The organism is Nocardiopsis sp. ATB16-24, from assembly GCF_030271535.1.
GTDB lineage: Bacteria > Actinomycetota > Actinomycetes > Streptosporangiales > Streptosporangiaceae > Nocardiopsis.
Map to the genome: position 1 here is coordinate 197,518 of NZ_JASCXJ010000004.1, position 23,362 is coordinate 220,879.

General features: G+C 70.0%; 22 protein-coding genes. 9 read left to right on the forward strand and 13 right to left on the reverse strand.

Annotated features, from left to right (window positions below):
* Positions 1–7: 7 nt before the first annotated feature.
* The 3 genes from PFX91_RS07130 to yczE form a co-directional block, all read right to left on the reverse strand.
* On the reverse strand, positions 8–679 hold the full coding sequence (locus PFX91_RS07130; RefSeq protein ID WP_285730344.1) for a uracil-DNA glycosylase: 672 nt from the start codon (positions 677–679) through the stop codon (positions 8–10).
* Positions 680–898: 219 nt separating this feature from the next.
* Positions 899–2,689 (reverse strand): glycoside hydrolase family 15 protein, encoded by a 1,791-nt coding sequence (locus tag PFX91_RS07135; RefSeq protein ID WP_285730345.1) that lies wholly within the window; start codon positions 2,687–2,689, stop codon positions 899–901.
* Between the two features lie 546 nt (positions 2,690–3,235).
* Positions 3,236–3,928, reverse strand: coding sequence for a membrane protein YczE (gene yczE, locus PFX91_RS07140; protein WP_285730346.1), 693 nt, complete (start codon positions 3,926–3,928; stop codon positions 3,236–3,238).
* Positions 3,929–4,242: 314 nt separating this feature from the next.
* On the opposite strand from yczE, the gene yczR reads away from it, so the two are divergent.
* On the forward strand, positions 4,243–5,709 hold the full coding sequence (yczR, locus tag PFX91_RS07145; protein WP_285730347.1) for a MocR-like transcription factor YczR: 1,467 nt from the start codon (positions 4,243–4,245) through the stop codon (positions 5,707–5,709).
* Here yczR and PFX91_RS07150 read toward each other — a convergent pair.
* Complete coding sequence (locus tag PFX91_RS07150) at positions 5,700–6,554, reverse strand: alpha/beta hydrolase (RefSeq protein WP_285730348.1); 855 nt, start codon at positions 6,552–6,554, stop codon at positions 5,700–5,702. The genes yczR and PFX91_RS07150 overlap by 10 nt on opposite strands.
* A 365-nt stretch (positions 6,555–6,919) precedes the next feature.
* On the opposite strand from PFX91_RS07150, the gene moaA reads away from it, so the two are divergent.
* The 4 genes from moaA to mobA all read left to right on the forward strand — a co-directional run bounded on the left by moaA (position 6,920) and on the right by mobA (position 10,513).
* Positions 6,920–7,927 carry a GTP 3',8-cyclase MoaA gene (gene moaA / locus PFX91_RS07155; protein WP_285730473.1) on the forward strand — a complete coding sequence of 336 codons (1,008 nt, stop codon included), beginning with the start codon at positions 6,920–6,922 and terminating at the stop codon, positions 7,925–7,927.
* Between the two features lie 212 nt (positions 7,928–8,139).
* Entirely contained in the window at positions 8,140–9,327 is a 1,188-nt protein-coding gene (locus PFX91_RS07160) for an RtcB family protein (RefSeq protein ID WP_285730349.1), read from the forward strand.
* A 64-nt stretch (positions 9,328–9,391) separates the two neighbouring features.
* Positions 9,392–9,829, forward strand: coding sequence for a hypothetical protein (locus tag PFX91_RS07165; RefSeq protein WP_285730350.1), 438 nt, complete (start codon positions 9,392–9,394; stop codon positions 9,827–9,829).
* 3 nt (positions 9,830–9,832) lie between these two features.
* Positions 9,833–10,513, forward strand: a complete 681-nt coding sequence (mobA, locus tag PFX91_RS07170; protein ID WP_502888270.1) for a molybdenum cofactor guanylyltransferase — start codon at positions 9,833–9,835, stop codon at positions 10,511–10,513.
* Positions 10,514–10,593: 80 nt separating this feature from the next.
* Here the strand turns inward: mobA and PFX91_RS07175 are convergent, their stop codons facing one another.
* Together PFX91_RS07175 and PFX91_RS07180 are read right to left on the reverse strand one after the other, a co-directional pair.
* Positions 10,594–11,076: a GNAT family N-acetyltransferase gene (locus tag PFX91_RS07175; RefSeq protein WP_285730351.1), complete on the reverse strand. Its 483-nt coding sequence runs from the start codon at positions 11,074–11,076 to the stop codon at positions 10,594–10,596.
* 296 nt (positions 11,077–11,372) lie between these two features.
* Positions 11,373–11,585: a hypothetical protein gene (locus PFX91_RS07180; protein ID WP_285730352.1), complete on the reverse strand. Its 213-nt coding sequence runs from the start codon at positions 11,583–11,585 to the stop codon at positions 11,373–11,375.
* A gap of 554 nt (positions 11,586–12,139) precedes the next feature.
* Here PFX91_RS07180 and PFX91_RS07185 point away from each other — a divergent pair.
* Complete coding sequence (locus tag PFX91_RS07185; protein WP_285730353.1) at positions 12,140–12,349, forward strand: dodecin; 210 nt, start codon at positions 12,140–12,142, stop codon at positions 12,347–12,349.
* Positions 12,350–12,434: 85 nt separating this feature from the next.
* On the opposite strand, the gene PFX91_RS07190 is transcribed toward PFX91_RS07185, so the two are convergent.
* The 3 genes from PFX91_RS07190 to PFX91_RS07200 all read right to left on the reverse strand — a co-directional run bounded on the left by PFX91_RS07190 (position 12,435) and on the right by PFX91_RS07200 (position 15,776).
* A complete protein-coding gene (locus tag PFX91_RS07190) occupies positions 12,435–13,223 on the reverse strand; it encodes a VldE C-terminal domain-containing protein (RefSeq protein ID WP_285730354.1) in 789 nt (262 codons plus the stop codon).
* Between the two features lie 139 nt (positions 13,224–13,362).
* Entirely contained in the window at positions 13,363–14,100 is a 738-nt protein-coding gene (locus PFX91_RS07195) for a cell wall anchor protein (protein ID WP_285730356.1), read from the reverse strand.
* Between the two features lie 125 nt (positions 14,101–14,225).
* Complete coding sequence (locus tag PFX91_RS07200; RefSeq protein WP_285730357.1) at positions 14,226–15,776, reverse strand: LCP family protein; 1,551 nt, start codon at positions 15,774–15,776, stop codon at positions 14,226–14,228.
* A gap of 487 nt (positions 15,777–16,263) precedes the next feature.
* Here PFX91_RS07200 and PFX91_RS07205 point away from each other — a divergent pair, with 487 nt between their 5' ends.
* A complete protein-coding gene (locus PFX91_RS07205) occupies positions 16,264–17,172 on the forward strand; it encodes an Lrp/AsnC family transcriptional regulator (RefSeq protein ID WP_285730358.1) in 909 nt (302 codons plus the stop codon).
* A 227-nt stretch (positions 17,173–17,399) separates the two neighbouring features.
* On the forward strand, positions 17,400–18,191 hold the full coding sequence (locus PFX91_RS07210) for an RraA family protein (protein WP_285730359.1): 792 nt from the start codon (positions 17,400–17,402) through the stop codon (positions 18,189–18,191).
* Positions 18,192–18,264: 73 nt separating this feature from the next.
* On the opposite strand, the gene PFX91_RS07215 is transcribed toward PFX91_RS07210, so the two are convergent.
* Positions 18,265–18,969, reverse strand: a complete 705-nt coding sequence (locus tag PFX91_RS07215; RefSeq protein WP_285730360.1) for a FadR/GntR family transcriptional regulator — start codon at positions 18,967–18,969, stop codon at positions 18,265–18,267.
* Between the two features lie 169 nt (positions 18,970–19,138).
* Here PFX91_RS07215 and PFX91_RS07220 point away from each other — a divergent pair, with 169 nt between their 5' ends.
* Complete coding sequence (locus tag PFX91_RS07220) at positions 19,139–20,425, forward strand: CynX/NimT family MFS transporter (RefSeq protein ID WP_502888271.1); 1,287 nt, start codon at positions 19,139–19,141, stop codon at positions 20,423–20,425.
* Here PFX91_RS07220 and PFX91_RS07225 read toward each other — a convergent pair.
* From PFX91_RS07225 to aceA, 3 genes are all read right to left on the reverse strand, one after another.
* Positions 20,394–21,212: a CPBP family intramembrane glutamic endopeptidase gene (locus PFX91_RS07225; protein ID WP_285730362.1), complete on the reverse strand. Its 819-nt coding sequence runs from the start codon at positions 21,210–21,212 to the stop codon at positions 20,394–20,396. The genes PFX91_RS07220 and PFX91_RS07225 overlap by 32 nt on opposite strands.
* A gap of 253 nt (positions 21,213–21,465) precedes the next feature.
* Entirely contained in the window at positions 21,466–21,669 is a 204-nt protein-coding gene (locus PFX91_RS07230; RefSeq protein ID WP_285730363.1) for a hypothetical protein, read from the reverse strand.
* A gap of 369 nt (positions 21,670–22,038) precedes the next feature.
* Complete coding sequence (gene aceA / locus PFX91_RS07235) at positions 22,039–23,337, reverse strand: isocitrate lyase (protein ID WP_285730365.1); 1,299 nt, start codon at positions 23,335–23,337, stop codon at positions 22,039–22,041.
* Positions 23,338–23,362: the final 25 nt, after the last annotated feature.

The window sequence follows — 23,362 nt, forward strand, 5'->3', positions numbered from 1 at the left end:
GGGGCACTCAGGGCAGTTCCCAGTCCACCAGTTCGGAGTTCTGCTCCTTGAGCAGTTCGTTGGCCCGACTGAACGGTCGGGAACCGAAGAACCCGTTCTTGGCCGACAGCGGGCTCGGGTGCGCCGACTCCACGCACGGCACCCCCGGCATCATCGGGCGCAGGTTGCGGGCGTCACGCCCCCACAGGATCGCCACCAGCGGCTTGTCGCGTGCGGCCAGCGCCCGGATCGCCTGCTCGGTGACGGCCTCCCACCCCTTGCCCCGGTGCGAACCGGCCTGGCCGGGCGCGACCGTCAACACCCTGTTGAGCAACAGCACGCCCTGCTCGGTCCACGGGGTCAGGTCGCCGTTGGAGGGCATGGGCACACCGAGGTCGTCCACCAACTCCTTGTAGATGTTGCGCAGGCTCGCGGGCAGACGTACGTCCGGAGCGACGGAGAAGCTCAACCCCACCGCGTTGCCCGGGGTCGGGTAGGGGTCCTGACCCACGATGAGCACGCGCACGTCCTCGAAGGGCTGTTTGAAGGCCCGCAGGACGTTCTCTCCGGCGGGCAGGTAGGTGCGCCCCTCGGCGATCTCCTTGCGCAGGAAGTCGCCCATCGCGGCGATCTGCGGTGCGACCGGCTCCAGGGCCTCGGCCCAGCCGTTCTCCATGATTTCCTTCAGGTCCTTGGGCATGGCCAGAACATTAGCGCCACACGGCGACATCCACGCCCGCTTCGGCCCTTGGCCGCGTCTCCTCGGTCGAGGGGTTTCATGGGTCGTCGCCCCATGGCCTGGGGTCACCGGCGCGACACGAGAAGAACGGTGCCCCGCGTCGCGCCGCGGGGCACCGTCGAGGTCTGGGGCGGAACCCTTCGCCGAAGGGGGACGGTCCGTTCCGAAAAGGGGGTCGCGTCAATCGGCGCGCCAGGCTCCCTGGCGAGCGGACAGGTTGAGGGCGGTGGTCACCAGCGGCACGTGGCTGAAGGCCTGAGGGAAGTTCCCGACCTGGCGGTTCTCGCGCGGGTCCCACTCCTCGGCCAGGAGCCCCACGTCGTTGCGCAGCGACAGCAGTCGCTCGAACAGTTCGCGTGCCTCCTCGTGGCGGCCGATGGACAGCAGCGAGTTGGCCATCCAGAAGCTGCACGCGAGGAAGGCGCCCTCCTCCCCGGGGAGCTGGTCGGCGGAGGTCTCCACGTCGGTGCGGTAGCGCAGTACGAAGCCGTCCACCATCAGCTCCTTGCGGACCGCCTCGATGGTGCCGATCACCCGCGGATCGTCGTAGGGGAGGAAGCCCACCTCGGGGATGAGCAGCAGCGCCGCGTCCAGGTCCTTGCTGCCGTAGTACTGCGTGAAGGTGTTGCGCTGGGGGTCGTAGCCGTACTCGCACACCTCGGCGTGGATGGTGGCGCGCAGGGCCTTCCACCGCTCGATGGGGCCCTCCTTGCCGAACTCCTCGATGCTGCGCACCGCCCGGTCGGCCGCGACCCAGGCCATCACCTTGGAGTGCACGAAGTGCTGTCGCGGCCCGCGCACCTCCCACAGGCCCTCGTCGGGCTCGTCCCAGCACCATTCCAGGTAGTTGACCAGGGAGCGCTGTAGGCCCCAGAGGTAGTCCCCGCCACGGATGTTGTGCCGGCGTGCCAGGTGCAACACGTCCATGACCTCGCCGTAGACGTCCAGTTGGTACTGGCCCACGGCGGCGTTGCCGATGCGCACCGGGCGTGAGTTCTCGTAGCCCGGCAGCCAGTCGGCCTCCCACTCGGTGAGTCTGCGCTCGCCTCGGATGCCGTACATGATCTGCATGAGCTGGGGTTCGCCGGCGATCGCGCGCACGAGCCACTCACGCCAGGCCAGGGCCTCTTCCTTGTACCCCGAGCGGATCAGGGCCTCCAGGGTGATGGTCGCGTCGCGCAGCCAGCAGTAGCGATAGTCCCAGTTGCGAACCCCGCCCAGGTCCTCGGGCAGAGAGGTGGTGGGGGCGGCGACGATCCCGCCGGTGGGGTGGTAGGTCAGGGCCTTGAGCACGATGAGGGAGCGGATGACCGCCTCGCGGTAGGGGCCGTCGTAGGTGCACTGGTTCACCCACTTCTCCCAGAACCGCTCGGTGCGGGACAACGCCTTCTCCGCGTCCAGGTGGTCCGACTCCGCCACCTGGGAGGGGTGCCAGGTCATCACGAACGGTATGCGCTGGCCCGCGGTGACGGTGAAGGTGGCGTCGTGGGTGAAGTTGTGGCCCTTGAGGGGGATCGGGGTGCTCAGCCAGATGGCGTCGGGGCCGGCGATGGCCACCAGTTCGGTTCCCGCGCGGTGCACCCATGGAACGACGTGGCCGTAGTCGAAGCGGATGCGCAGGGTGGTCTCCATGCGTACCGCGCCGCTCAGCCCCTCGACGATGCGGACGATGTGGGGTGCGCCGCCGCGGGGCGGCATGAAGTCGATGACCCGCACGGACCCCTCGGGGGTGTCCCACTCCGACTCCAGGATGAGCGTGTCGCCCCGGTAACGGCGGCGGGTGCATCGTGGGTCGCCCTCCGCTGGTCGAAGCGTCCAGCAGCCGTTCTGCTCGTCGCCGAGCAGGGCGGCGAAGGCCGCCGCGGAGTCGAAGTCGGGCAGACAGGCCCAGTCGACGGAACCGTCACGCCCGACCAGCGCGGCGGTCTGCATGTCGCCGATCATGGCGTAGTCCTCAATCCAGCCGGGCACGCGGCTCACCCCCGTCACATCGTCATGGTCGCTGTGGTCGGCGCTTCGTGGGGTGGCACCGCCCCGCGTCCCCACGCGCGCAGGCCCTTCCGTGCGCCCCACCAGGGTCCTCCTACCCAGCCCGTCACCGGGAGCGGACCCGCTGCCGGGAAGGGGCGCCGTTCGGACCACGTTCTGCCTCCGCACCAGCCGCCGCTCGCCCTACAACCGGGTATGTGCCCAGGTGAAGGCGGCCGAAAAGGCCGGAGCCCGGGAACCGGTCCGGACATGGTCCGTTCCCGTTCACCGGGCCTCATCTTCTCTTCTTCCAGAGGAACATTCCACCGGTGCGTGCACGTGCACCGGAAAGCATGACGACGTATGTCGCGGAATGCGGGGATTCCTTCTGGATCAGAAGTTATGACGCAGTGATCAATCCCGACCATCGGACGGTTTGTTCTCGGCCGAAACCCTGCTGTGGTCGGGCTCCGGAGGCGGGCCCGGTGATCGTCCTCAGGGCGCGCCCTTCGCCGCCCGGTCCTCCCAGTGGTCGCGGTCCGGTGTCGTTCAGGAGGTCGAGGGGTCGGGAGCGGCGTGCACGGTCCGCTCCCGCATGCTCAGCAGTGGCAGGAACACGTGGGCCAAGGGGCCGATGGCCAGGGCGAACACCAGTGTCCCCACTCCCACGGTCCCTCCCAGCAGGAACCCGGTGATCACGACGGTCACCTCGATCACCGTCCGGGCCAGCCGCACCGACCACCCCCGCGCGGCCAGACCGGTCATCAGCCCGTCCCGGGGACCGGGGCCCAACCGGGCTCCGATGTAGCAGCCTGTGGCCACCGCGCACACCACCACTCCGAGTCCCAGCAGTGCCACTCGCACCAGCAGGGAGTCGCTCTCGGGCAGCAACCTCAAGAACAGGTCCATCGTCAGACCCACCATGATCACGTTGCTCAGCGTGCCCAACCCCGGCTTCTGACGCAGAGGAATCCACAGCAGCATCAGCATGGCGCCGACGAGCACGTTCCACGTGCCGATGGACAACCCGGTCTGGTGGGACAGGCCCTGGTGCAGCACGTCCCAGGGCATCGAGCCCAACTCGGCGTGCACGAGCAGGGCAGCGCTCAGGCCGTACAGGACCAGGCCCGTGTACAACCGGACCAGACGTCGTAGCCGGGGGCGGGGCAGGACCGGAGTGATCAACACCCGGTCCAGGAGGTCGGTGGCCGAGCCACGGCCGGGACGGGGCTGTCGGCTCACGGATACCCGCCTTTCGTTCCTGGGGTCATCGGACGAGCGTTCGTACGAGGGAGTGGGGCCGAGGAGGAGCCACGGTGTGCGCGGTCCACGATGTCGGGTCGGGGAGGACGTTCCCCGATCGTCGGGGTGGCACGGAAAGAGCCCCTGCCCACGGTGGGGGCGGGGCGCCGGGTCCGCGGTCTTCCCACGCGGTCTCCTCCTCGCATCATAGGGGCCGATAAGAGGCCACTTCGGTATCGTGACGAGTATGGCGCTTCAGGAGAAGTGCCAATTTCGAGTAAGTGGCCTGGTTCGTGGAAGGCAAGGGGGGAAGGGTGGCGCGACAGAGCGCGCACCGCGCGGCGGAGCGCTCCGGGGGCGGGACCCGGCGGATCAACGGCCGCCTCCTGGCCCGCCTCATCGGCGAGGCACGGGTGGAGCGTCCCTACTACCTGGCCATCGCCCGCGCCGTCAGCGGGTTGATCCTGGACGGCCGGGTCCCCAGTAACACACGGCTGCCCGCCGAACGCGACCTCGCCGAGGCCCTGGGCGTCAGCCGCAACACCGTCACCGCGGCCTACGCCTGGTTGCGCGACAACAGGTACCTGGAGAGCAGGCAGGGCGCCGGCAGCTGGACCGTCCTGCCCGACTCCGGTGGCGGACGGCCCTCACCGTTCCTCCCCGCCACCGAGCACATCGACCTGGGCGTGGCCGCGCCGCCGGCCGTGGAAGGGCTGCGCGCGGCGGCCTTCCAGGCGGCCGAGCAACTGGCCGCGCACGTGGGAGGGTTGGGCTACTACCCCTACGGACTTCCCGAACTGCGGCACGCCATCGCCCGCCGCTACGTCGAGCGGGGGCTGCCCACCACCCCGGAGCAGATCTTCGTCACCAACGGCGCGCAGCAGGGCGTGGCGCTGGCCATGGACCTGCTCGTGCAACCCGGCGAGGAGGTCCTGGTGGAGTCGCCGACCTACCCGCACGCCCTGGACGCCGCCCGGCGCAGCGGGGCGAGGATCCGCACCGTCGGAGTGACCCCACAGGGCTGGGACATGGAGTACCTCGTCGACGCCTTCCGCCAGTGGAAGCCGGGACTGGCCTATCTCATCCCCGACTTCCACAACCCCACCGGCGCCCTGATGGACGACGACGAACGCCGTGTCCTGGTACGCGAGGCGCGCCGGGCCGACACCCACCTGGTCATCGACGAGTCGGTCGCGGAGCTGGCCATCGACTCCGGTGACCTGCCCGCGCCGGTGGCCGCCCACGACACCGAGGGCCGGGTGTTGATGGTGGGCTCCGTGGCCAAGCTGCTGTGGGGCGGACTGCGGGTGGGGTGGGTGCGCACGACGGCGCCGATGGTGTCCAGGCTGATGGCCGCCCGACAGCGCTTCGACCTGGCCGGGGCGGTGCTGGACCAGCTCACCACCACCCACCTGCTCTCCGACGTGATGCGCATCCGGGCCGAGCGCAGCCGCCAACTGCGCCGTAACCGCGACGCGCTGTTGCACGCCCTGCGTGAACGGCTGCCCGACTGGCGCTCCAGCGTGCCCGGGGGAGGGCTGGTGCTGTGGGCGAGGCTGCCCCATCCGGTGGCCACCGAGTTGTCCGCGGCCGCGGTCCGCCACGGGGTGCACCCGGCGGCCGGTCCGGTGTTCGGTGTCGACGGCACCTTGGAGCACTACCTGAGGCTGGCCTACACCCGGCCGCCGGACGTGCTCGCGGACGCGGTGGAGCGCCTGGCCACCGCCTACACCCAGACCCTGGCCCACCCGGCGCAGCCGCGGGGCGGACTCTACGTCTGAGAGCGTCCCGGACGGGTCCCGGACGGGACGACGAACCTTCGGGCGAAGCGCACCACCTCGTCGAGCACCTCGTCGCGGTTGGTCTCGTTGAACACCTCGTGCCGGGCCCCGGGGAAGACGCGTGCGGTGAGGTCCTCGCCCATGAGGGAGGAGATGCCCACCTCGGTGTCCCGCACCGGTACGAGTCGGTCGTCGGATCCGTGCACCCACAGCAGCGGCAGACTTCCCAGGCTTCCGGCCCGCATGCCCCGCTCCATCTCGGTGAGCAGGGCCTGGACGGTGGGGCGTTTGAAGGGGCCGTGCCAGACCAGTTCGTCGGCGGTGTAGGCCTCGCCCACGGCGGGGTCCCGCGAGAGCGTGGACGGGTCGATGGGAGTGTCGGGGATCTCCTCGGCCGCGGCGATCCGCTCCAGGGAGGACCACCGGCCCAGGACCGGACCCGACAGCACCAGGGCGCTGAGCTCCTCGGGACGGGTCTGGGCGTAGCGGGCGGCGATCAGCCCGCCCATGGAGTGGCCGATGAGCACCAACGGAAGGGTCCGGTAGGCGGTGCGCGCCTGGGTGATGAGGCGGTGCACGTCCTCGACCACGCCCGCGTAGTCGTCGATCAGCACCCGCTCGCCGGAGGAGAGTCCGTGTCCGCGGTGGTCGGCGCCGTAGACCACCGCGCCCGCCGCGACCAGGTCGGCGGCCACCTGGCCGTAGCGGCCCAGATGTTCGCCGTAGCCGTGGACCAGTACCGCCAGCCAGGTCGGCTCGTCCCCGGTGGGGGCCCATGCCCGCGCCGCCAGCCGTCCGGAACCGTCGGGCCCGCCGGCCAGGGCCCATTCGCGTGTGGTGATCACCGTGTCCCGCCTCCTGATCTTCGTGCCTTCGTGGCGACCGGGGTCGGTCCCCGTGCGCCGGGAGAGTCACCCTACGGTGTGGAGGGCGCGTTACGGGGAAGGGCGGTAGCAGACCTTCGTACAAGCCCGGATGGAGGTGGGCACCGTGGAGGCAACGGTGCCCACCGGGTCCGTGACGATCGTGGCCGTGCAGGCGTCCCCTGCGGCGACGTGCTCTCGTGTTCGACCACGAATAGCGCCATATGGTGCGATTGTGGTTGCTCGTCGTTAAAGAGGGATCTTCTGCGCTTATCTATGGGTATGTCTCGTGTGGGTGCCTTCTCATGCGAACCACCCGTCAATTCGGATTGGAGAGGGTGACGCCCGTGTTGGCCGACTCCTATGGGCGAGTGGCGACCGACCTGCGGGTCTCGCTCACCGACCGCTGTAACCTCAGGTGCACCTACTGCATGCCTCCCGAAGGACTGGAGTGGCTGCCCAAACCGGAACTGCTCACCGATGACGAACTCCTCCGCCTCATCCGCATCGGGGTGGACCTCCTGGGCATCACCGAGGTGCGCTTCACGGGCGGCGAACCCCTGCTCCGACGTGGACTCCCCGGCATCATCGCCGGGACCACGGAGCTGTCGACCCGGCCCCGCACCGCCCTGACCACCAACGGCATCGGACTGGCCCGCATGGCGCCCGCGCTGGCGGAGGCCGGCCTGGACAGGGTCAACGTCTCCCTCGACACCCTCCGGCCCGACGTGTTCGAGACACTGGCACGACGCCGCCGCCTCTCCGACGTCCTCGACGGCCTGGCCGGTGCGGCCGACGCCGGGCTCACCCCCGTCAAGGTCAACGCCGTCCTCATGCGCGGCGTCAACGACGGCGAGGCCACCGACCTGCTCCACTACTGTCTGGAACGCGGTTACGAGCTGCGTTTCATCGAACAGATGCCACTGGACGCCCAGCACGGCTGGCGACGCGACACCATGATCACCGCCGAGGAGATCCTGGCGGGCCTCAGGGCCGAGTTCGTCCTGGAGGAGGCCGACGCCGGCACGCGCGGCAGCGCCCCGGCCGAGCTCTTCCACGTGCGCGGCGTCCGCTTCCCCAACGGAGAACAGGCCACCGTAGGCGTCATCGGTTCGGTCACCCGGCCCTTCTGCGGAGCCTGCGACCGGGTCCGACTGACCGCCGACGGGCAGGTGCGCAACTGCCTCTTCGCCCGGGAGGAGTCGGACCTGCGCTCCCTGCTGCGCGGCGGCGCCACCGATGAGGAGATCGCCCGACGCTGGAGCGAGGCGGTGGCCGTCAAACTGCCCGGACACGGCATCAACGATCCCAGCTTCCTGCAACCCTCCAGGCCCATGTCGGCGATCGGAGGCTGAGCCCACCATCGAGGGCGGCGGAGGACGTGGCGCCCCGCCTCGGCGTGACCTCCCAAGACCGCCCGGGAAGGCCGTTCGACCACCGGGCGTTCTCGTCATCGAAGGCCGCCGGACACGGTGCGGGATCCGCCGAGGACACCGTCCGGTGGCGCGACGGCCGCGTCCATGATCGACGCGTGACAGGCTCTGAGAGGAAGAGGAGGTGCCTGTCCATGCCCTACACCGAGATCCCCGGAGACCGGGTCCCCATCCGCATGTGGGCCGCGCCGGAGGAGGTCGAGGGCGCGGCTATGGAGCAGCTGCGCAACGTCACCCGTGTGCCCTGGGTGCACGGTCTGGCCGTCATGCCCGACGTCCACTACGGAAAGGGCGCCACGGTCGGCTCCGTCATCGCGATGCGCGACGCCGTCAGCCCCGCCGCGGTCGGGGTGGACATCGGTTGCGGCATGACCGCGGTGCGCACCGACCTGACCGCCGAGCGACTGCCCGACGACCTGCGACGCCTGCGTTCGGCGCTGGAGGCCGTGGTCCCGGTCGGTTTCCAGGCCCATGAGGAGCCGGTCGACCCCGACTCCGTCCCGGCCGTACGCAGCACCGAGTGGTCGGCGTTCTGGGACGGGTTCGAGGACCTGGCTCCGGCCGTGCGTTCCCGCAGAGCCCGCGCCCAGCGCCAGATGGGCACCCTCGGCGGCGGCAACCACTTCCTGGAGGTGTGTCTGGACGACGAGGACACCGTGTGGGTGGTGCTGCACTCCGGTTCGCGCAATATCGGCAAGGAACTGGCCGATCACCACATCGAACAGGCCCGGGGGCTGCCGCACAACCAGGACCTGCCTGATCGGGACCTGGCCGTGTTCGTCGGCGGGACCCCGGAGATGGAGGCCTACCGTCGCGACCTGTTCTGGGCCCAGGAGTACGCACGGCGCAACCGCGACGTGATGATGGGGCTGGTCCACCAGGTCATGACCGAGCAGTTCCCGGGCACACGCTTCGAACAGCGGATCTCCTGCCACCACAACTACGTGGCCGAGGAGACCTACGACGGGGTGGACGTGCTCGTCACCCGCAAGGGCGCCATCCGCGCCGGAGCGGGCGATTTGGGGATCATCCCCGGGAGCATGGCGGCGGGAACCTACATCGTGCGCGGTCTGGGCAACCCGGCCTCGTTCAACTCCGCCGCCCACGGGGCCGGTCGTCGGATGAGCCGTAACAAGGCACGTAAGACCTTCACCCGGCAGGACCTGGTCGAGCAGACCAGGGGGGTGGAGTCCCGCAAGGACCTGGGCGTGGTGGACGAGATCCCGGCGGCCTACAAGGACCTGGAGTCGGTGATCGAGGCCCAGACCGACCTGGTCGAGGTGGTCGCACACCTGCGCCAGGTGGTGTGCGTCAAGGGCTGAGACGGAGGCAGGGCGGTGCCGCCGGTGGCGGCCCGCCCTCACCCCGGCGCGTACCCTTCCCCTCATGGGACACCGCCACCCGAGCAGACTCGGAAACTCCGACGTGGGTCACGCACGCGCCCGCCGGCTGCTGCGGGCCGCGCTGGTCGGTTGCGAGGAGTGTCAGTACGAGGGGGCCCGGGACGCCCTGGCGGACCTGGCCCCCGGTGGGGTGTTCGACTCGCTCCTGACGGGTTTCGTGCTCGTCCGCGCCCGACAGTGGCACTCGTCGAGCGGACCGGTCGGTCACCCGGCCACGGTGTACCACATCGCCCCCGTGGACGAGCGTGACTTCTGGCGGGAGCCCACCCGGCACTGCATGCGGATGTGCACCGTCCAAGGACCACAGGGAGCCGGCGTGGAGACCGGACCCGCCCTCAAGGAACTGAGGCTGATGCCGGTGGAGGACCGCGGGCTCGTTCTGGACGACCTGATGGACGGACTGGCCGAGATGGAGGGCTGAGGCATGGCGGGACGAGCGGTGCACACGATCCTGGACGCCGTCGTGTTGGCCGGAGGCGCGGCCCGTCGCATGGGCGGCCTGGACAAGCCCGGCCTGGAGGTGGGCGGGCGCACCCTGTTGGAACGGGTCACCGACGCGATCCGCGTCCACAACGCCGGCGTGGCCGGGGTGGTGGGTGTTCCACAGGCGGGGCCCGGCGGATCGATGAGCGAGGGATGGGACGACGGTCCCGAACGAAAGACCACGGAGCGGGGACGCGTGATCGTGGTCGGCCCGCCCCGTCCGAGCCCTCGCGCCCTCTACGTCCGGGAGGACCCGCCCGGAGCCGGCCCGGTGCCGGCGCTGCGCGCTGGGCTGGCACACGTGCGCGCCCCCTGGTTCGCGCTGCTGGCGGCCGACCTGCCCCACCTGGAGGCCGCCCACCTGGCCGCCCTGGCCGCGGAGGCCGACGGCGCGGGCGCGGTCTTCGTGGACTCCGGTGGACACGAGCAGTGGCTCACCGGAGTGTGGCGCACCGCTCGTGTCCGTGCCGCCCTCGTCGGGTACCGGGGCCGCTCCCTGTACGGGGTGCTCGGCCCCCTCGGGCCCCGCACGGTGTCGCCGACCGACGACCTGGCCGTGGACGACTGCGACACCCCCGACGACCTCGTCCGCGCCCGTCGCCTGCTGGAGCCTCCCGGCTGAACCTCCGCCCATGGACGAAGACTCCTCCATCACCTCGAAGCGACCCGTACGCCGTCTGTCGAGGCCGCCGGTTCGGAAGGTCAGGGCGCGGTGAGCGGATAACCGTAGTGGACCCACCGGGTCCTGCTCCCCGGTGTCGGTGCCTGGGAGAGGAAACGGTCGTACAGTCTCTGCCCCGAGGTGTTGTCGGGGGCGGTCTCCCAGTTCATCGACGGACATCCACGCTCGGCGGCCTCGGCTGCGGCCGCCCGCATCAACTCGGCCCCCACGCCCTTGTCCCGGCCGCCGCGGTGGTCGGGAAGGACGTAGAGGTCGTTCATCAGTGCCACGGTCGTGGCCAGGGTGGAGGACCGGACCCAGTACAGGGTCGTGAACCCGACGGCCTCGTCGCCCTTCCACGCGGCCAACTGGACTCCGTGGGCGTCGTCCGCCACCAGTTCGCCGAAGAACCGGCGGTTGCGCTCCTCGTCGACCTCGCACTCGTAGAAGAGCTGGTACTCGGCGATCAGTGGAAGGACGTCTCCTAAGGTCGTCTCGGTCACTCGTTCGATGCGGTACGACATGCGGGGTGCCTTCTTCCCAGCGGGGGGCCATAGACGATTCAGGGCGATCCCGGAACAGTATCGCCTCGAACCGGCCGCCGCCGCTCCCGTGACGAACCCGTGCCTTCTGGAGAACCCCGGCGGTCCCGTTCCCGCCGCCGGGGGAGTGGGGCGTCGAGGGCCGGCGCGCACGCTCCGACGCCCTCGGTCACCCGCTCCCTCCGGCACGGGGAGAGCGAGGTCGTCATGGTGGTGTGCGTCCCGATGAACCCGCCGACCGTACGTCGGCACGGGGGGCGGACCCGCCGTCCCGTGCCTCAGCCCTCGAACTCGTCCATGGGGACTGTCTCACGCAGGAAGCCGCGTATGCCCAGGAAGTGGGACAGGTACTCCCGGTGCTCGTCGCAGGCGGTCCAGACCTTGCGTCTGTCGGGGGTGTGCAGGCGAGGATTGTTCCACACCAGCGCCCACGCGGCCTCGGCGCGGCACCCGCGTCGCGAGCACTGCGGGCGACTCTCCGGTTTACCCAATGCTGACCCCCGCTCCCCGAATCGGCCCTCCAGGTCAAGCCAGAGGCATGACCGGGTCTTCCTCCCCGGCGGGCCATGTGACCGTCGGGTTCGAACACAAGGCGACGCCGGGTGGTTACGGGGGCAAACCACCCGGCGTCGCAGGCGATGTTCCGACGGGGGCTCGAAACATCGCTCCCGCGCCTCGACGGGGGACCGAAGCGCTAGAACCCAATGTACACCGATGCCCCCCGGTGTACGTCAAGAGTGAGTTACGACGTTGTCTCGGGAGGGTCCCACAGAAAGAGGTCTTAAGTCCCAAATCGGTACTTATATGGCATTTCGTCCACGGTGCCATGAGTCCCTTTCGGGCCTCCCGCCCCGCTCCTGGGTCAAGAGAGACCCATTTCTCTCCATGATGTGGTCAAGCGGAGGCAAAGTGGCGCCTCCCCTTCCGTGTTCACGGACCGGTACCTCAGAAGTGCTCCGTGTGCTCACAGGGGATTGCGGGGAGAGGCAGGAAACGAGGGGTCGCACCCAAGGCGACCGCGTAACCGACACATCAGGGGGTTCACATGTCCCACAACACCTACCGCGTCACGGAGATCTTCGGAACCTCACCGCAGGGGGTCGACCAGGCGATCCGTAACGGCATCGACCGGGCCTCGGCCACGTTGCGCGAACTCGACTGGTTCGAGGTCACCGAGATCAGGGGGCACATCGAGGGGGGCGAGGTCGCGCACTTCCAGGTGGGACTCAAGGTGGGGTTCCGCCTGGAGAACTAGCGTCTCCCCGCGCGACCGTACCGGCGCGGCGGCGGTCGCCGTCGTCGCGCCGGCCTGGCTCGACCGAGACCGCTCCCGTGGCCCCCTATCCCGTGTCGGAGGGGTCCCGGCCACGCTGCACGTCCACGTGCACGTGGTCCAGGTGTCGCAGGATCTCGTTGTCGGGATCGGCCTCGTAGTGACGCCACCCCAGCGATGGGTAGGCGGTGCTCCAGATCCGGTCGTCGAAGATGATCACGTCGATGGCGTAGTCCGGTGCGTGCGCGATCAGCCAGTGCGCCATCACCCACCCCTCACGACGGTTCTCCTCGCCGACGGGTCGGTAGAAGATGTCGATCGCCCTGCCCTCATAGTGGGCGGACTCCTCGCCGTGCCCGGTGTCGTAGCCTCCCGGCCGGTAGCCTCCCAGGCTCAGGTCCGAGAAGTGCTCCTCCAGACCGTTCCTGAGGCGTTCGGCGCGCGGGGTCAGACCGGAGGGCTCCAACCCCTCCTCCACCGCGAGTCCGGAGTCCTTGGTGGAACGGCAGGTCAGCGAGGGTCCGGCGTCCTCCTCTGGGCCCTTCACCAGACGCGTCATCACCGCGTCGGGGATGTCCTCGGTGTCAGGAGCCTCGACCGGGGCGTCCTGCCCCTGCACGGTGACGGCCGCGGCGGTGGTGGCCCGTCGAGCCTGGTCCCGGTCCAGCCGGATCTGCCCCTCGTCGGTCGACACCGCGCAGTCGGGACCCCACGGTGTCGACAGGGGAGGCACATCGGTGCCACGGACCAGCCAGAGACCACCCACGACGAACGCGATCGCCACGACGGCCAGGACCGCCGTGACGGTGACCGCCCCGCTTCGGCGCCGCCTGAACCCTCCGGCCCTGTGTGCCATGCCCTCCCGCTCCTCCTCACCCGCACGCCGTGGACGGCGCCCGTCGATGGTCGGGCGGCCTCACCGTCGTGGACCCCTCGGCCCTCCGACACCGGGGCCCTTCGCGCACCGCCGCGCGTGCGTCCCCTCCTGCCGTGGGTCAGCGGATCGACCACAGGACGAAGAGGCCGCCCAGGACCAGTGTCAACGCCCATACCCGATCCATGGTGACCCCGCGCCAACGCAGCGCGTGCACGCCCAGGAAGTCGTAGGCGATCAGTGCCGCGACCCCGGCGGTGGCCAACATCGCCAGCGTGTGCACTCCGGTCGCGGCCAGGCCCACCAACGTCGCGTCCCACAGACTCCACGCCCCCTCGACCGGCACGCCGTCGGAGGCCGTGGTCATGGCGGCGTCCGCTCCCCCCGGTTCTCGGGGCGCCTCCGTGGCCGAGGGCTGGGCGGCCCCGTGAGCCCCGTGCCCGCCGGAGTGCGTGTGCGTGAGCCGACCGGCGAGCACCGGCATCACCATGAGTCCGGCCCCGTGCGCCGAGGCCATCAGGAACGACCACGCGGTCAGCTGCCACAGCGGCAGCCGTACCTCGCGCCAGTGGAAGTGACGCCGCGACAACAACATCACCAGTCCCACCAGGACGATCACCACGCCGCCCACGACCGGGAAGAGCACGGAGGCGGTGACCGACCCGGTGACGGTGATGGCCACGGCCGCGACACCGACGCTCAGGGCGTGCCCGACGGCGATGGCGGGCAGGGAGCCCAGCACCTGGGCGCGACCGCCCTCCTGGAGCCCGCGGCTCACGGCCAGAAGCCATCCCATACCCGGATGCAGGCCGTGAAAGGCGCCCAACGCGACGAGAGTCCATAACTGAGCGGGGGTCACGCCAGTAAGGCTCACACGGTCGTGGAGGGGCGGCAAGGGCCGGACCTCTCCTGGCCGCTACCGGTCAGAAGGGTTTCTCGGTCGCTCCGGCGGGGCAGGATCCGCCGGAGTCCACCCGGCACGTGTCAGGGGCACAGCGTGCTCAGGTCGGTGGCCTCCTCGCCCACCTGACGGCCGGGGTCGGCGGGCTCCTCCTGGTCCAGCCCTGTGTACCGCTGCCACTCGGTACGACCGTCCTCCTCGCCCCCGATCTCCTCCCCGGGCTCGCCCTCGTTCTCGGAGGACTCCGCCGCGGACGGGTCCGGAGCGTCGTCGTCGGACCCCCCGAGGTCGTCGCCGACCTCCTCCGACACGTCGATGGCACGGGCGACCAGGTCCCTGATCGCCTCCCAGTCGGGGTTGGCGGTGTTGACCTGGGGCGGCGACAGCTGGAGCGTGCTCATCCGGCCGTCGTCGGTGACCAGGTCCGCCAGTTCGATGAACGCGGGGACCTTGGACTGGGGGATGTCGGTGCTCAGGGTGCGCTCGGTCGCTCCCGCCAACCTGCGGTAGCTCGTCAGGATGGTGGTCGGTTCCACCTGCTCGGTGACGTACTTGATCAGGCAACCTTGGCGGCCCATCCGGCCGTAGTCGTCACTGTTGGTGCGCGAGCGGCCGTACCAGAGGGCGTCGTGGCCGTTCAGTCGGCGCAGTCCCGGCTCCAGCACCCCGCCGTGCACACCGTAGGGGATCGGTTCCTCGATGCGCACCCGCACACCGCCGATGGCGTCGATCAGGTCGCGAAAGCCCATCATGTCGACCATCGCGTAGTAGCCGATGTCCAGGCCGAGGTTGTGGGCGATCACCTTCTTGAGGGTGTCGGCGGGGGGATCGGCCACGGCCGGGTTCATCGCCAGCTCCTCGGGCTGCTCCGCGACGGTCTGGTACACGTCGTTGAGCAACAGGTCGAAGCCGTACGGTTCGGGATAGAGCTCGGCCAGGGCGCTGTCCTCGGGGAAGCGGATGTTCTCCAGGTTGCGGGGAAGTCCCACCAGGACGGTGTCGCCGGTACGGGTGTCCATGCTGGCGACCATCATGGTGTCGGTGCGTACGCCGTAGCGGTTGTCCGCCGAGTCCGCGCCGATCAGCAGCACGCTGACCCGCTCCTGCCCGTTCCAGGGGTCGGCGTCGTCATGGGGAGGCAGCTCGGGATCCTCCTCGGCGTGGAAGACGTTGGTGATCGTCTGGTAGGCGGTGTAGCCGCCGTGCAGGGCCAGCGCCGAGGGCGCCGCGATGGGCAGGCACAGCACCAGGACCACGGCCGCTCCCCCGAGTCGTGGGCCCCAGGAGGCGTCGGTGGGCCTGGTGATCACCCATGAGTGCACGATCACCGTCGACCACAGCACCGCCACGGCGAACACCACGCCCATGGCGCCCAACAGCCACTGGCTCTGCACCGCCATCCGGGCCAGGAGCGTCATGGTGCCCGCCTCGTCCGCGCCCAGACGCCAACCCCAGACGACCAGGGCCGCGATCGAGGACAGGTACAGGCTCAGGATCACCGTGCCGGCGATCCTGTGACGCATCCGCAGATGTGCCGCTCCCGGGAGGGGAACCGAGGCCGCGGTCCACAGCAACGCCCGGACCGTACCGAAGCGCGTGGGCGCCTCGTCCCGCTTGTCGTCCTCCGCAGGCACCGGTGGTTCCTCTCCAGCCGCGGGGCGGGGCGCCCCGTGTTCCTCGTCGTCCCGCCACGGCGCAGAGTGGTGACCGTGGTGGTGTTGTTCGAAATCCCTGTCGTGTGCGCGTCCGAGAAGGCCCTTCCGATTCGTCTCCGGGTGGCGTCCATGTACTCGGATGCGTCGAGCGGGTCATGCGTTCGACTGTCCGAGGAACGAGGGAGGAGTCCCGGGGAGTCGTGCCGACCTGCCTGACAAGTGTGGCGCTTTGTGGGAGTTGTGGGGACTACTGCTCAGTGATGATGAATGTTCTATACAAGTCTGTTATGTGACGGGGACGTGGTGGATGGGTAGGGAAGGACGCTTTCGGGATGAGCAAAGGGGTGAATCAGTCGATTTCTTTCGCGATCGGTAGTGAAGCGACGCCGCAGCTGCGATGATCTGGCCGCAGGAGGGGGCGCCGCCCGGGGGAAGGACGGCGTCATGGAACGAAAGGCAAGCCATCGTGCTCGATGCGGTTGACGCCGCGCTCATGCGCGCGTTGCAGGGGGACGGCAGAGCGACGTTCCAGGCACTGGCCGACGGGGTCGGCCTGTCGAGGACCGCGGTGCGCGCCAGAGTGCGACAGCTCGTGCGCTCGGGCGCGGTCAGGATCGTCGGGGTGCTGCACGCCGGAGTGGTGGGCATGGACGTCCTCGGCCATGTCTCGTTCCGGGTCAGCGGACCCGTCGGGCCTTTGCTGGAGGCGTTGGCGGAGCGTGAGGCCGTGACCTTCGCGGCGCAGGCGGCGGGGCGCTTCCCCGCCGTCGCGCAGGTGCGGGTGGCCGATGACGCGGCCCTGACCAAGGAGCTGTCCGAGCTGCGGTCGATGCCGGGCGTGGACGGTGTCGAGGTCTTTCGCGCCAACGCGGTGTTCAAGGACGGGTACAGCAGTGTGCGGGAGCTGCGCGACGTGGAGCTGGACGCCCTGGACTGGCGCCTGGTCCGTCGCCTGCTCAGGGACGGACGGGCCTCCTACGCCGACCTGGCGCGTCAGGTGGGGCTGTCCCAGGCGGCGGCGCGTTCGCGCGTGGTACGACTGCTCGACTCCGGAGTGGTGCATGTGACCGCGCTGGTGGATCCCGTCGTGCTGGGCTCCACGGAGCGGCTGGGTTTCGGGCTGCGCTGTCGGGGCGACGCCGAGTCGCTGGGGGCGGCACTGGCGAACATGCCCCGGATCTCCTTCCTGTCCACCGGTTTCGGTCGCTATGACGTCCTCGGCACGCTCACCGCGCCCGACCGGCGCCGGTTGGTGGAGGCGCTGGAGGAGGTGCGCGCGGCCCCGGGCGTGGCCTATGTGGAGTGCTGGGACCACTTGTCGGTGCGCAAGGAGCGCAGGGGAGGAGGGCACACCATGGAGGAGGTCTCCGGTTAGCGGGTCCGGACGCGGTCGGGGCGAGAACCGGTCGGCGGCCGAGGGCGGGAGGCGTTCGGCTCCTCGTCAGGCTCACCGTGCTCTTCCCCGTACCTGTAACCATCGGTAACATTTTTGCGTGTTTCCCGTTCCCATGGCTTGCGTCACACTTAAGTTACCCGTGAGTATGGACAGGGGGTCGGTCTCGTGCCGACCCTCACCGGGCGCGGGTGTAAGGGGAGGCTGACGTGGCGCTTGCGGATACGTTGACGGCTGCGGGCACGGTGGCGCTGGCGCGGTGCGGTGGCCGGCCGTTCGGGGCACACCTGTTCTCCGTGTGGCCGGGGGCGGCCTTCGCGGCGACCGCCTTCCCCGTGCGCTGCACCCCAGGGGACAATCTGGCCATCCACGTCGCGGTCGCCCAGGCTCCCCCCGGTTCCGCCCTCGTCGTCGACGTCGCGGGCGAGACCGAGTACGGCTACGTCGACGAGATCCTCGCCGTGGCCGCCAGGACCCGGGGGGTCGAGGGGATCGTCCTGGACGGCTGCGTACGCGACATCGCCGCCATCGCCCGCTGTGCCCTGCCCGTGTTCGGAGCGGGGGTCGCGGTCCGTGAGGCCGCGCACGAGGCGGGCGGTTCGGTCGGGCGCCAGATCAGCATGACGGCGGGCGGGCCGGGGCCGCTGCCGGTGCGCCGCGGTGACTGGATCGTGGCCGACGACGACGGCGTGGTGTGCCTGCCCCGGGCACAGGCGAGCTCCATCGTCGCCCGAACCCTGGACAGCATCTCCCGGGAACGCGAGATCATCGACGCCGTGTACGCGGGCGAGAGCACCCTCGACCTACTCGGCCTGGACCCCTCACGGGTCGCCGGTTGGGAGGAGGAGGCCGAACCCCGCCCCCGTCTCGGCGGCGCGGGGCGGCCCCGGCCCCTCGGTGCTCGTCGCGACACCGCCGCACGCGGCACGGAGGGCCACTCCACCTCCCGCCCTCGGATGTCGTCACGTCCCGTCGTGGGCGAGGGACACCGCGGGGACTGATCGCGCCGGGGACACCGAAGGCCCTGGACCCCTCGCACGGAGCGGGTCCAGGGCCTTCGGCGTGGGGGACCGTTCAGTCGTCCTCGGCGAGCGAGAGCAGTTCGTCGATGTAACAGGTCGCCTCACGGACGGCCTTGGAGGCGTCGGCGTCGCGGATCGCCTCGGTCAGCTTCGAGTGGTCCACACCGTCGGTGGCAGCGGAGGGCCGGTCGGTGGCCTCGGGGTCCTGCCCGTAGGCGGTGTGGGCGATGCTCGCGTACACCGCCTGGGCGATGTCGTCGTAGAGGTCGATGAGCAGGGAGTTGTGCGTGGCGTTGACGACCGCCCGATGGAAGGCGAAGTCCGCCTCCACGAAGGCGCCCATGTCACGCGCGCGCCAGGCCTCCTCGCGCAGTCCCATGGCACGGTCGATGTTGGCCATGTCCTCCTCGCTGTGGCGCAGCGCGGCCAGTCGGGCCGACTCCACCTCCAACGCGCGGCGGACCTCCAGGTTCTCCCGCAGTCGGGAGCGCTCCAGGCGGCGGCGCAACGCCCCTCCGAGTTCGCTGGAGGCGCGTACGAACGTGCCGGCTCCCTGACGGATCTCCAGCAGTCCCGCGTGGGCGAGGGCGCGGACGGCCTCACGAACGGTGTTGCGTCCCACCTCGAGCTGTTCGGAGAGCTCGGACTCGGTGGGAATGCGGTCACCGACGCCCCACTCACCAGAGTCGATTTGGGCTCTTAACTGACTGATGACCTGGTCCACGAGACCGGTCCGGCGTGTCGAGGCGAGGGGCACGCGTTACCTCCTAGGGGGCGGGTCGCCGGATGACAGGGCCAGCGCACAGGTACGGACGGTTAAGGTCGGAGCTTAGACCAGTCACCGTCGGGAATCGGCTCCGAACGGCAATGCGTTATCCTCATGAAGTACATCGGGTCATCCTATCTATCGCTGGAAGTCGCCTCTTATGCCCGCCGGACCAGGCCCCTGCTCCTCCGTGACAAGCGATCCCCTCGCAGGCCCTGCCACACCGGCCCGCCCGCCGCGCGCGATCCTTCTGTTGCTCGCCGCCGGGATCGCCCTGGCGGCACTGAACCTGCGCACCGCCATCACGAGTGTGGGTCCGCTCCTCGACGAGATCACCACCGGACTGGGCATGAGCGCGGTCGGAGCGGGGCTGCTGACCACCCTGCCCGTGCTGTGCTTCGCGCTCTTCGGCGGCCTCACTCCGGCGCTGGCCCGACGCCTGGGTCCGCACCGTCTGCTGGTCTGCGCTCTGACGGCCGTGGTCGTCGGCCTCGCGGTGAGGGCGCTGGTCCCCGACCCGTGGCTGTTCCTGGTGCTGAGCGCCGTGGCCCTGTCCGGGGGCGCGATCGGCAACGTCATCCTGCCCGTACTGGTCAAGCAGCACTTTCCCGAACGCGTCGGTCTGATGACCACCGTGTACACCACGGCCATGGCCCTGGGCACCACCATCGCCGCCGCGGCGACCGTGCCCATGGAGCAGGCCACGGGGGAGTGGCGTACCGCCCTGGGCGTCTACGCCCTGTTCGGGATCGTGGCCGCCGTGCCCTGGCTCCTGGTATTGCGCCACGAACCCGCACGCGGCGACTCCTCCCACGCCCTGGGCTTCCGGCAGGTGCTGTCCACCGGTCTGGGCTGGCAGTCCGTCATCTACTTCGGCACCCAGTCCTCGATCGCCTACATCCTGTTCGGCTGGTACGCCCAGATGCTCCGGGACCAGGGGATGGAAGCCCAGGACGCGGGTCTGGCACTGTCCTACCTCGCCTTCCTGGGCATACCCATGTCCCTGCTGCTGCCCATGTTGTTGACCAGGCTGAGGGACCAGCGTCCCTTCGTGGTCATGTTCGCCGCCTTCTATCTGACGGGCCTGGCGGGGTTGTGGATCGCGCCGCTGTCGGGGGTATGGGTGTGGACCACGCTCGTGGGCGTGGGCATGGGAACCTTCGTCTTCGCCCTGACCGCCTTCGCGCTACGCACCCGGACCGGGGGTGGGACGGCCGCGCTGTCGGCCGCCAGTCAGAGCCTGGGCTACCTCATGGGCGGGGCGGGACCCTTCCTGTTCGGACTGTTGCACGAGATCAGCGGTGGCTGGCACGTGCCGCTGCTGTTGGTGGTGTTCCTGGTCGTGACGAACCTGGCCGTGGGCATGTGGCTGGGCCGTCCCCGCTACCTGGAGGACGTCATCGCCGCACGTGGCCTCAGCCGGGAAGCCAGTCCAACCGACCGATGAGGTACACCGAACCCACGAAGGCCACGATGTCGATGATCGTGTGCGCCACCACCAACGGCATCACACGCCCGTGGCGCAGGTAGAACCAGCCGAAGACCAGTCCCATCACCAGGTTGCCGAAGAACATCCCCACCCCCTGGTAGAGGTGGTAGAAGGCGCGTAGCACCGAAGTGGCCAGCACGGCCCTCCACGGTGTCCACCCCAGCTGTCCCAACCGGTGCAGCAGGTAGCCGACCACGATCACCTCCTCCAGGACGCCGTTCTTGGCCGCCTGGAGGACCAGGACGGGAACGTCCCACCAGTTGCCCTCCAAGGCGCTGGGCGTGATCGTGACCGTCAACCCCAGGTGCCAGGAGACCACGTACACCACCAGGCCCCCCGCTCCGATGGCCGCGGCCAAGGCGGCCCCGCCGGCCAGATCGAAGCCGGGGCGGCGCAGGTCGAAGCCGATCGTGGCCGAGGACTCGCCCGAGCGGCGCAGGAGGTAGGCCACCAGCAGGACGGGGACCAGTGCGGCGGCCACCGCGTACAACTGGAAGGACAGATCGAGCCAGGGGCGGTCCAGCGCCCGCGGGCGTACCAGGCTGGCGGTCTGCTCGGCCAGGGACCCCGGCCTGGTGAGCACGCCCACGAAGGAGATGGTCGCCGAGACCGCCGCGGCGCCCACGGACAGGGCGAGCACGCACAGCACCTCCCAGCGCAGCAGACGCCGGTCGACGGGTGCGGTGGGGGAGGAGGACGAGGCCGCGGACGGTTCAGAGCTCGGAGGACGGGTCTTGTCGGTCACGTCTTGAAGAGTATGCGTCCTGACCGGTGAAGGCGTGCGGAAGAGGCGCCCCGGGCGGCGCGGACGGGGCGCCCGGGGCGGGGTGTCCATGGTCGGGGAGGATCGGCACGGGAGGCGGGGCCTTGACCGAAGGGTTCCTCCGACCCTTCGGCGGTACCCGGACGCAGGGCCGAACGAGGCGGGGACCGGGGAGGAGGTGCTTCGGGCACCGAGATCCCCGCCTTCGGGGCGCCCGAACGGCCCCCGGAGGGTGCTAGTCGCCCTCCTCCATGTCCTCCATGCCGGGGTCGCCCTCCATACCGGGCTGTTCCATACCCGGCTCCTCCACGCCGGGGTCCTCCACCGCCGGGTCCTCACAGGCCGCGCTCGCGAACACGGCGACGGCGGCGATCGCCCCGCCAGCGAGCACGCGGCGGACGGTGGTCATGGTCTCCTTGCTGATGTTCTCAAGTCCCACTGTCGACTCCATCGGTTCGGGGATGTTCGCCGCGGACGGTCCTATGCCGCGGCGAGGTCCGTCTCACGACGGGCGTTATGTACCTGTGATCAACGCGTGCACCACACTAGGTGTCCTCGTCCTGTGTGACCAGGGCGGCACGGAGAGCGATGTGGCCTGTTGTGGCCAATGAATGAGGTTTGATCCGCGTGGGAGGGGAAGGCGGGGCGCCCAGGGCGCGACGGCATCGTGCGGATACGGAGAAAGCCGCCGGCCATGCGCGTGTGACACGGAACGCGCATGGCCGACGGCTAGGGGGGTGGAGGCCGACCCGCCCCGCCCCAGCCACGAAAGCGGGGAGGGCCGGCCTCCGGGGATCGAAGACCAGTGTCAGTGAGCCGCTGAGAACTGGTCTTCCTCAGTAGAGCCGGTGAGAGCCGTGGTGCTGGCGTCGGGCGAGATGGTCGTGCTGATGGAGTCGAAGTAGCCGGTGCCGACCTCACGCTGGTGGCGCGTGGCGGTGTAGCCGTCGGCCTCGGCCGCGAACTCGGCCTCCTGGAGCTCGACGTAGGAGGTCATCCCGTTCTGGGCGTAGCCCTTGGCCAGGTTGAACATCGAGTAGTTGAGCGAGTGGAAACCGGCCAGGGTGATGAACTGGAACTTGTAGCCCATGTGGCCCAGCTCGCGCTGGAACTTGGCGATGGTCGCGTCGTCCAGGTGGCGCTTCCAGTTGAAGGACGGCGAGCAGTTGTAGGCCAGCATCTGGTCGGGGTACTCGGCCTTGATGCGCTCGGCGAAGTCGCGGGCGACCTCCAGGTCGGGGGTCGCGGTCTCCATCCACAGCAGGTCCGAGTGCGGGGCGTAGGCCAGGCCGCGGGCGACGCAGGCCTCGACGCCGTTGCGGAAGCGGTAGAAGCCCTCCGCGGTGCGCTCGCCGGTGATGAAGGGCTGGTCGCGCTCGTCGATGTCGCTGGTGATCAGGGTCGCGGCCTGGGCGTCGGTCCGCGCGATGACCAGGGAGGGGACACCGGCCACGTCCGCGGCCAGGCGTGCGGCGTTCAGCGTCTTGACGTGCTGGCCCGTGGGGATGAGGACCTTGCCGCCCAGGTGGCCGCACTTCTTCTCGGAGGCCAGCTGGTCCTCCCAGTGCACACCGGCGGCGCCGGCGGTGATCATGGCCTTCATCAGCTCGTAGGCGTTGAGGACGCCACCGAAGCCGGCCTCGGCGTCGGCCACGATCGGGGCGAGCCAGTCGGGGGCGTCGTCGTCGCCCTCGGCCCAGGTGATCTGGTCGGCGCGCAGGAGCGCGTTGTTGATCCGGCGGACCACGGCCGGGACCGAGTTGGCCGGGTACAGGCTCTGGTCCGGGTAGGTGTGGCCGGAGAGGTTGGCGTCGGCGGCGACCTGCCATCCGGAGAGGTAGATGGCCTTCAGCCCGGCGCGGATCTGCTGGACCGCCTGGTTGCCGGTGAGGGCGCCGAGGCTGTTGACGTAGTCCTCGGTGTGGAGCAGGTCCCACAGGCGCTCCGCTCCGCGACGGGCCAGGGTGTGCTCCTCGGTGACCGAACCGCGGAGCTTGATCACCTCGTCGGCGGAGTAGGTGCGCTCGATGCCGGCCCACCGGGGGTTGGTCTCCCAGTCGCGCTGAAGTGCGGCGCTGGCTTCCTGTCGTCGAGCGCTGGTGCCCATTTCGATCCCGCCTTACGTGTAGTCC

Excerpts from the sequence above, each read along its gene's own strand:
- PFX91_RS07130 (WP_285730344.1), bottom strand. The coding sequence starts at position 679 with ATGCCCAAGGACCTGAAGGAAATCATGGAGAACGGCTGGGCCGAGGCC.
- PFX91_RS07160 (WP_285730349.1), top strand. The coding sequence starts at position 8,140 with ATGCCCTACACCGAGATCCCCGGAGACCGGGTCCCCATCCGCATGTGG.
- PFX91_RS07165 (WP_285730350.1), top strand. The coding sequence starts at position 9,392 with ATGGGACACCGCCACCCGAGCAGACTCGGAAACTCCGACGTGGGTCAC.
- mobA (WP_502888270.1), top strand. The coding sequence starts at position 9,833 with ATGGCGGGACGAGCGGTGCACACGATCCTGGACGCCGTCGTGTTGGCC.
- PFX91_RS07175 (WP_285730351.1), bottom strand. The coding sequence starts at position 11,076 with ATGTCGTACCGCATCGAACGAGTGACCGAGACGACCTTAGGAGACGTC.
- PFX91_RS07185 (WP_285730353.1), top strand. The coding sequence starts at position 12,140 with ATGTCCCACAACACCTACCGCGTCACGGAGATCTTCGGAACCTCACCG.
- PFX91_RS07190 (WP_285730354.1), bottom strand. The coding sequence starts at position 13,223 with ATGGCACACAGGGCCGGAGGGTTCAGGCGGCGCCGAAGCGGGGCGGTC.
- PFX91_RS07220 (WP_502888271.1), top strand. The coding sequence starts at position 19,139 with ATGCCCGCCGGACCAGGCCCCTGCTCCTCCGTGACAAGCGATCCCCTC.
- aceA (WP_285730365.1), bottom strand. The coding sequence starts at position 23,337 with ATGGGCACCAGCGCTCGACGACAGGAAGCCAGCGCCGCACTTCAGCGC.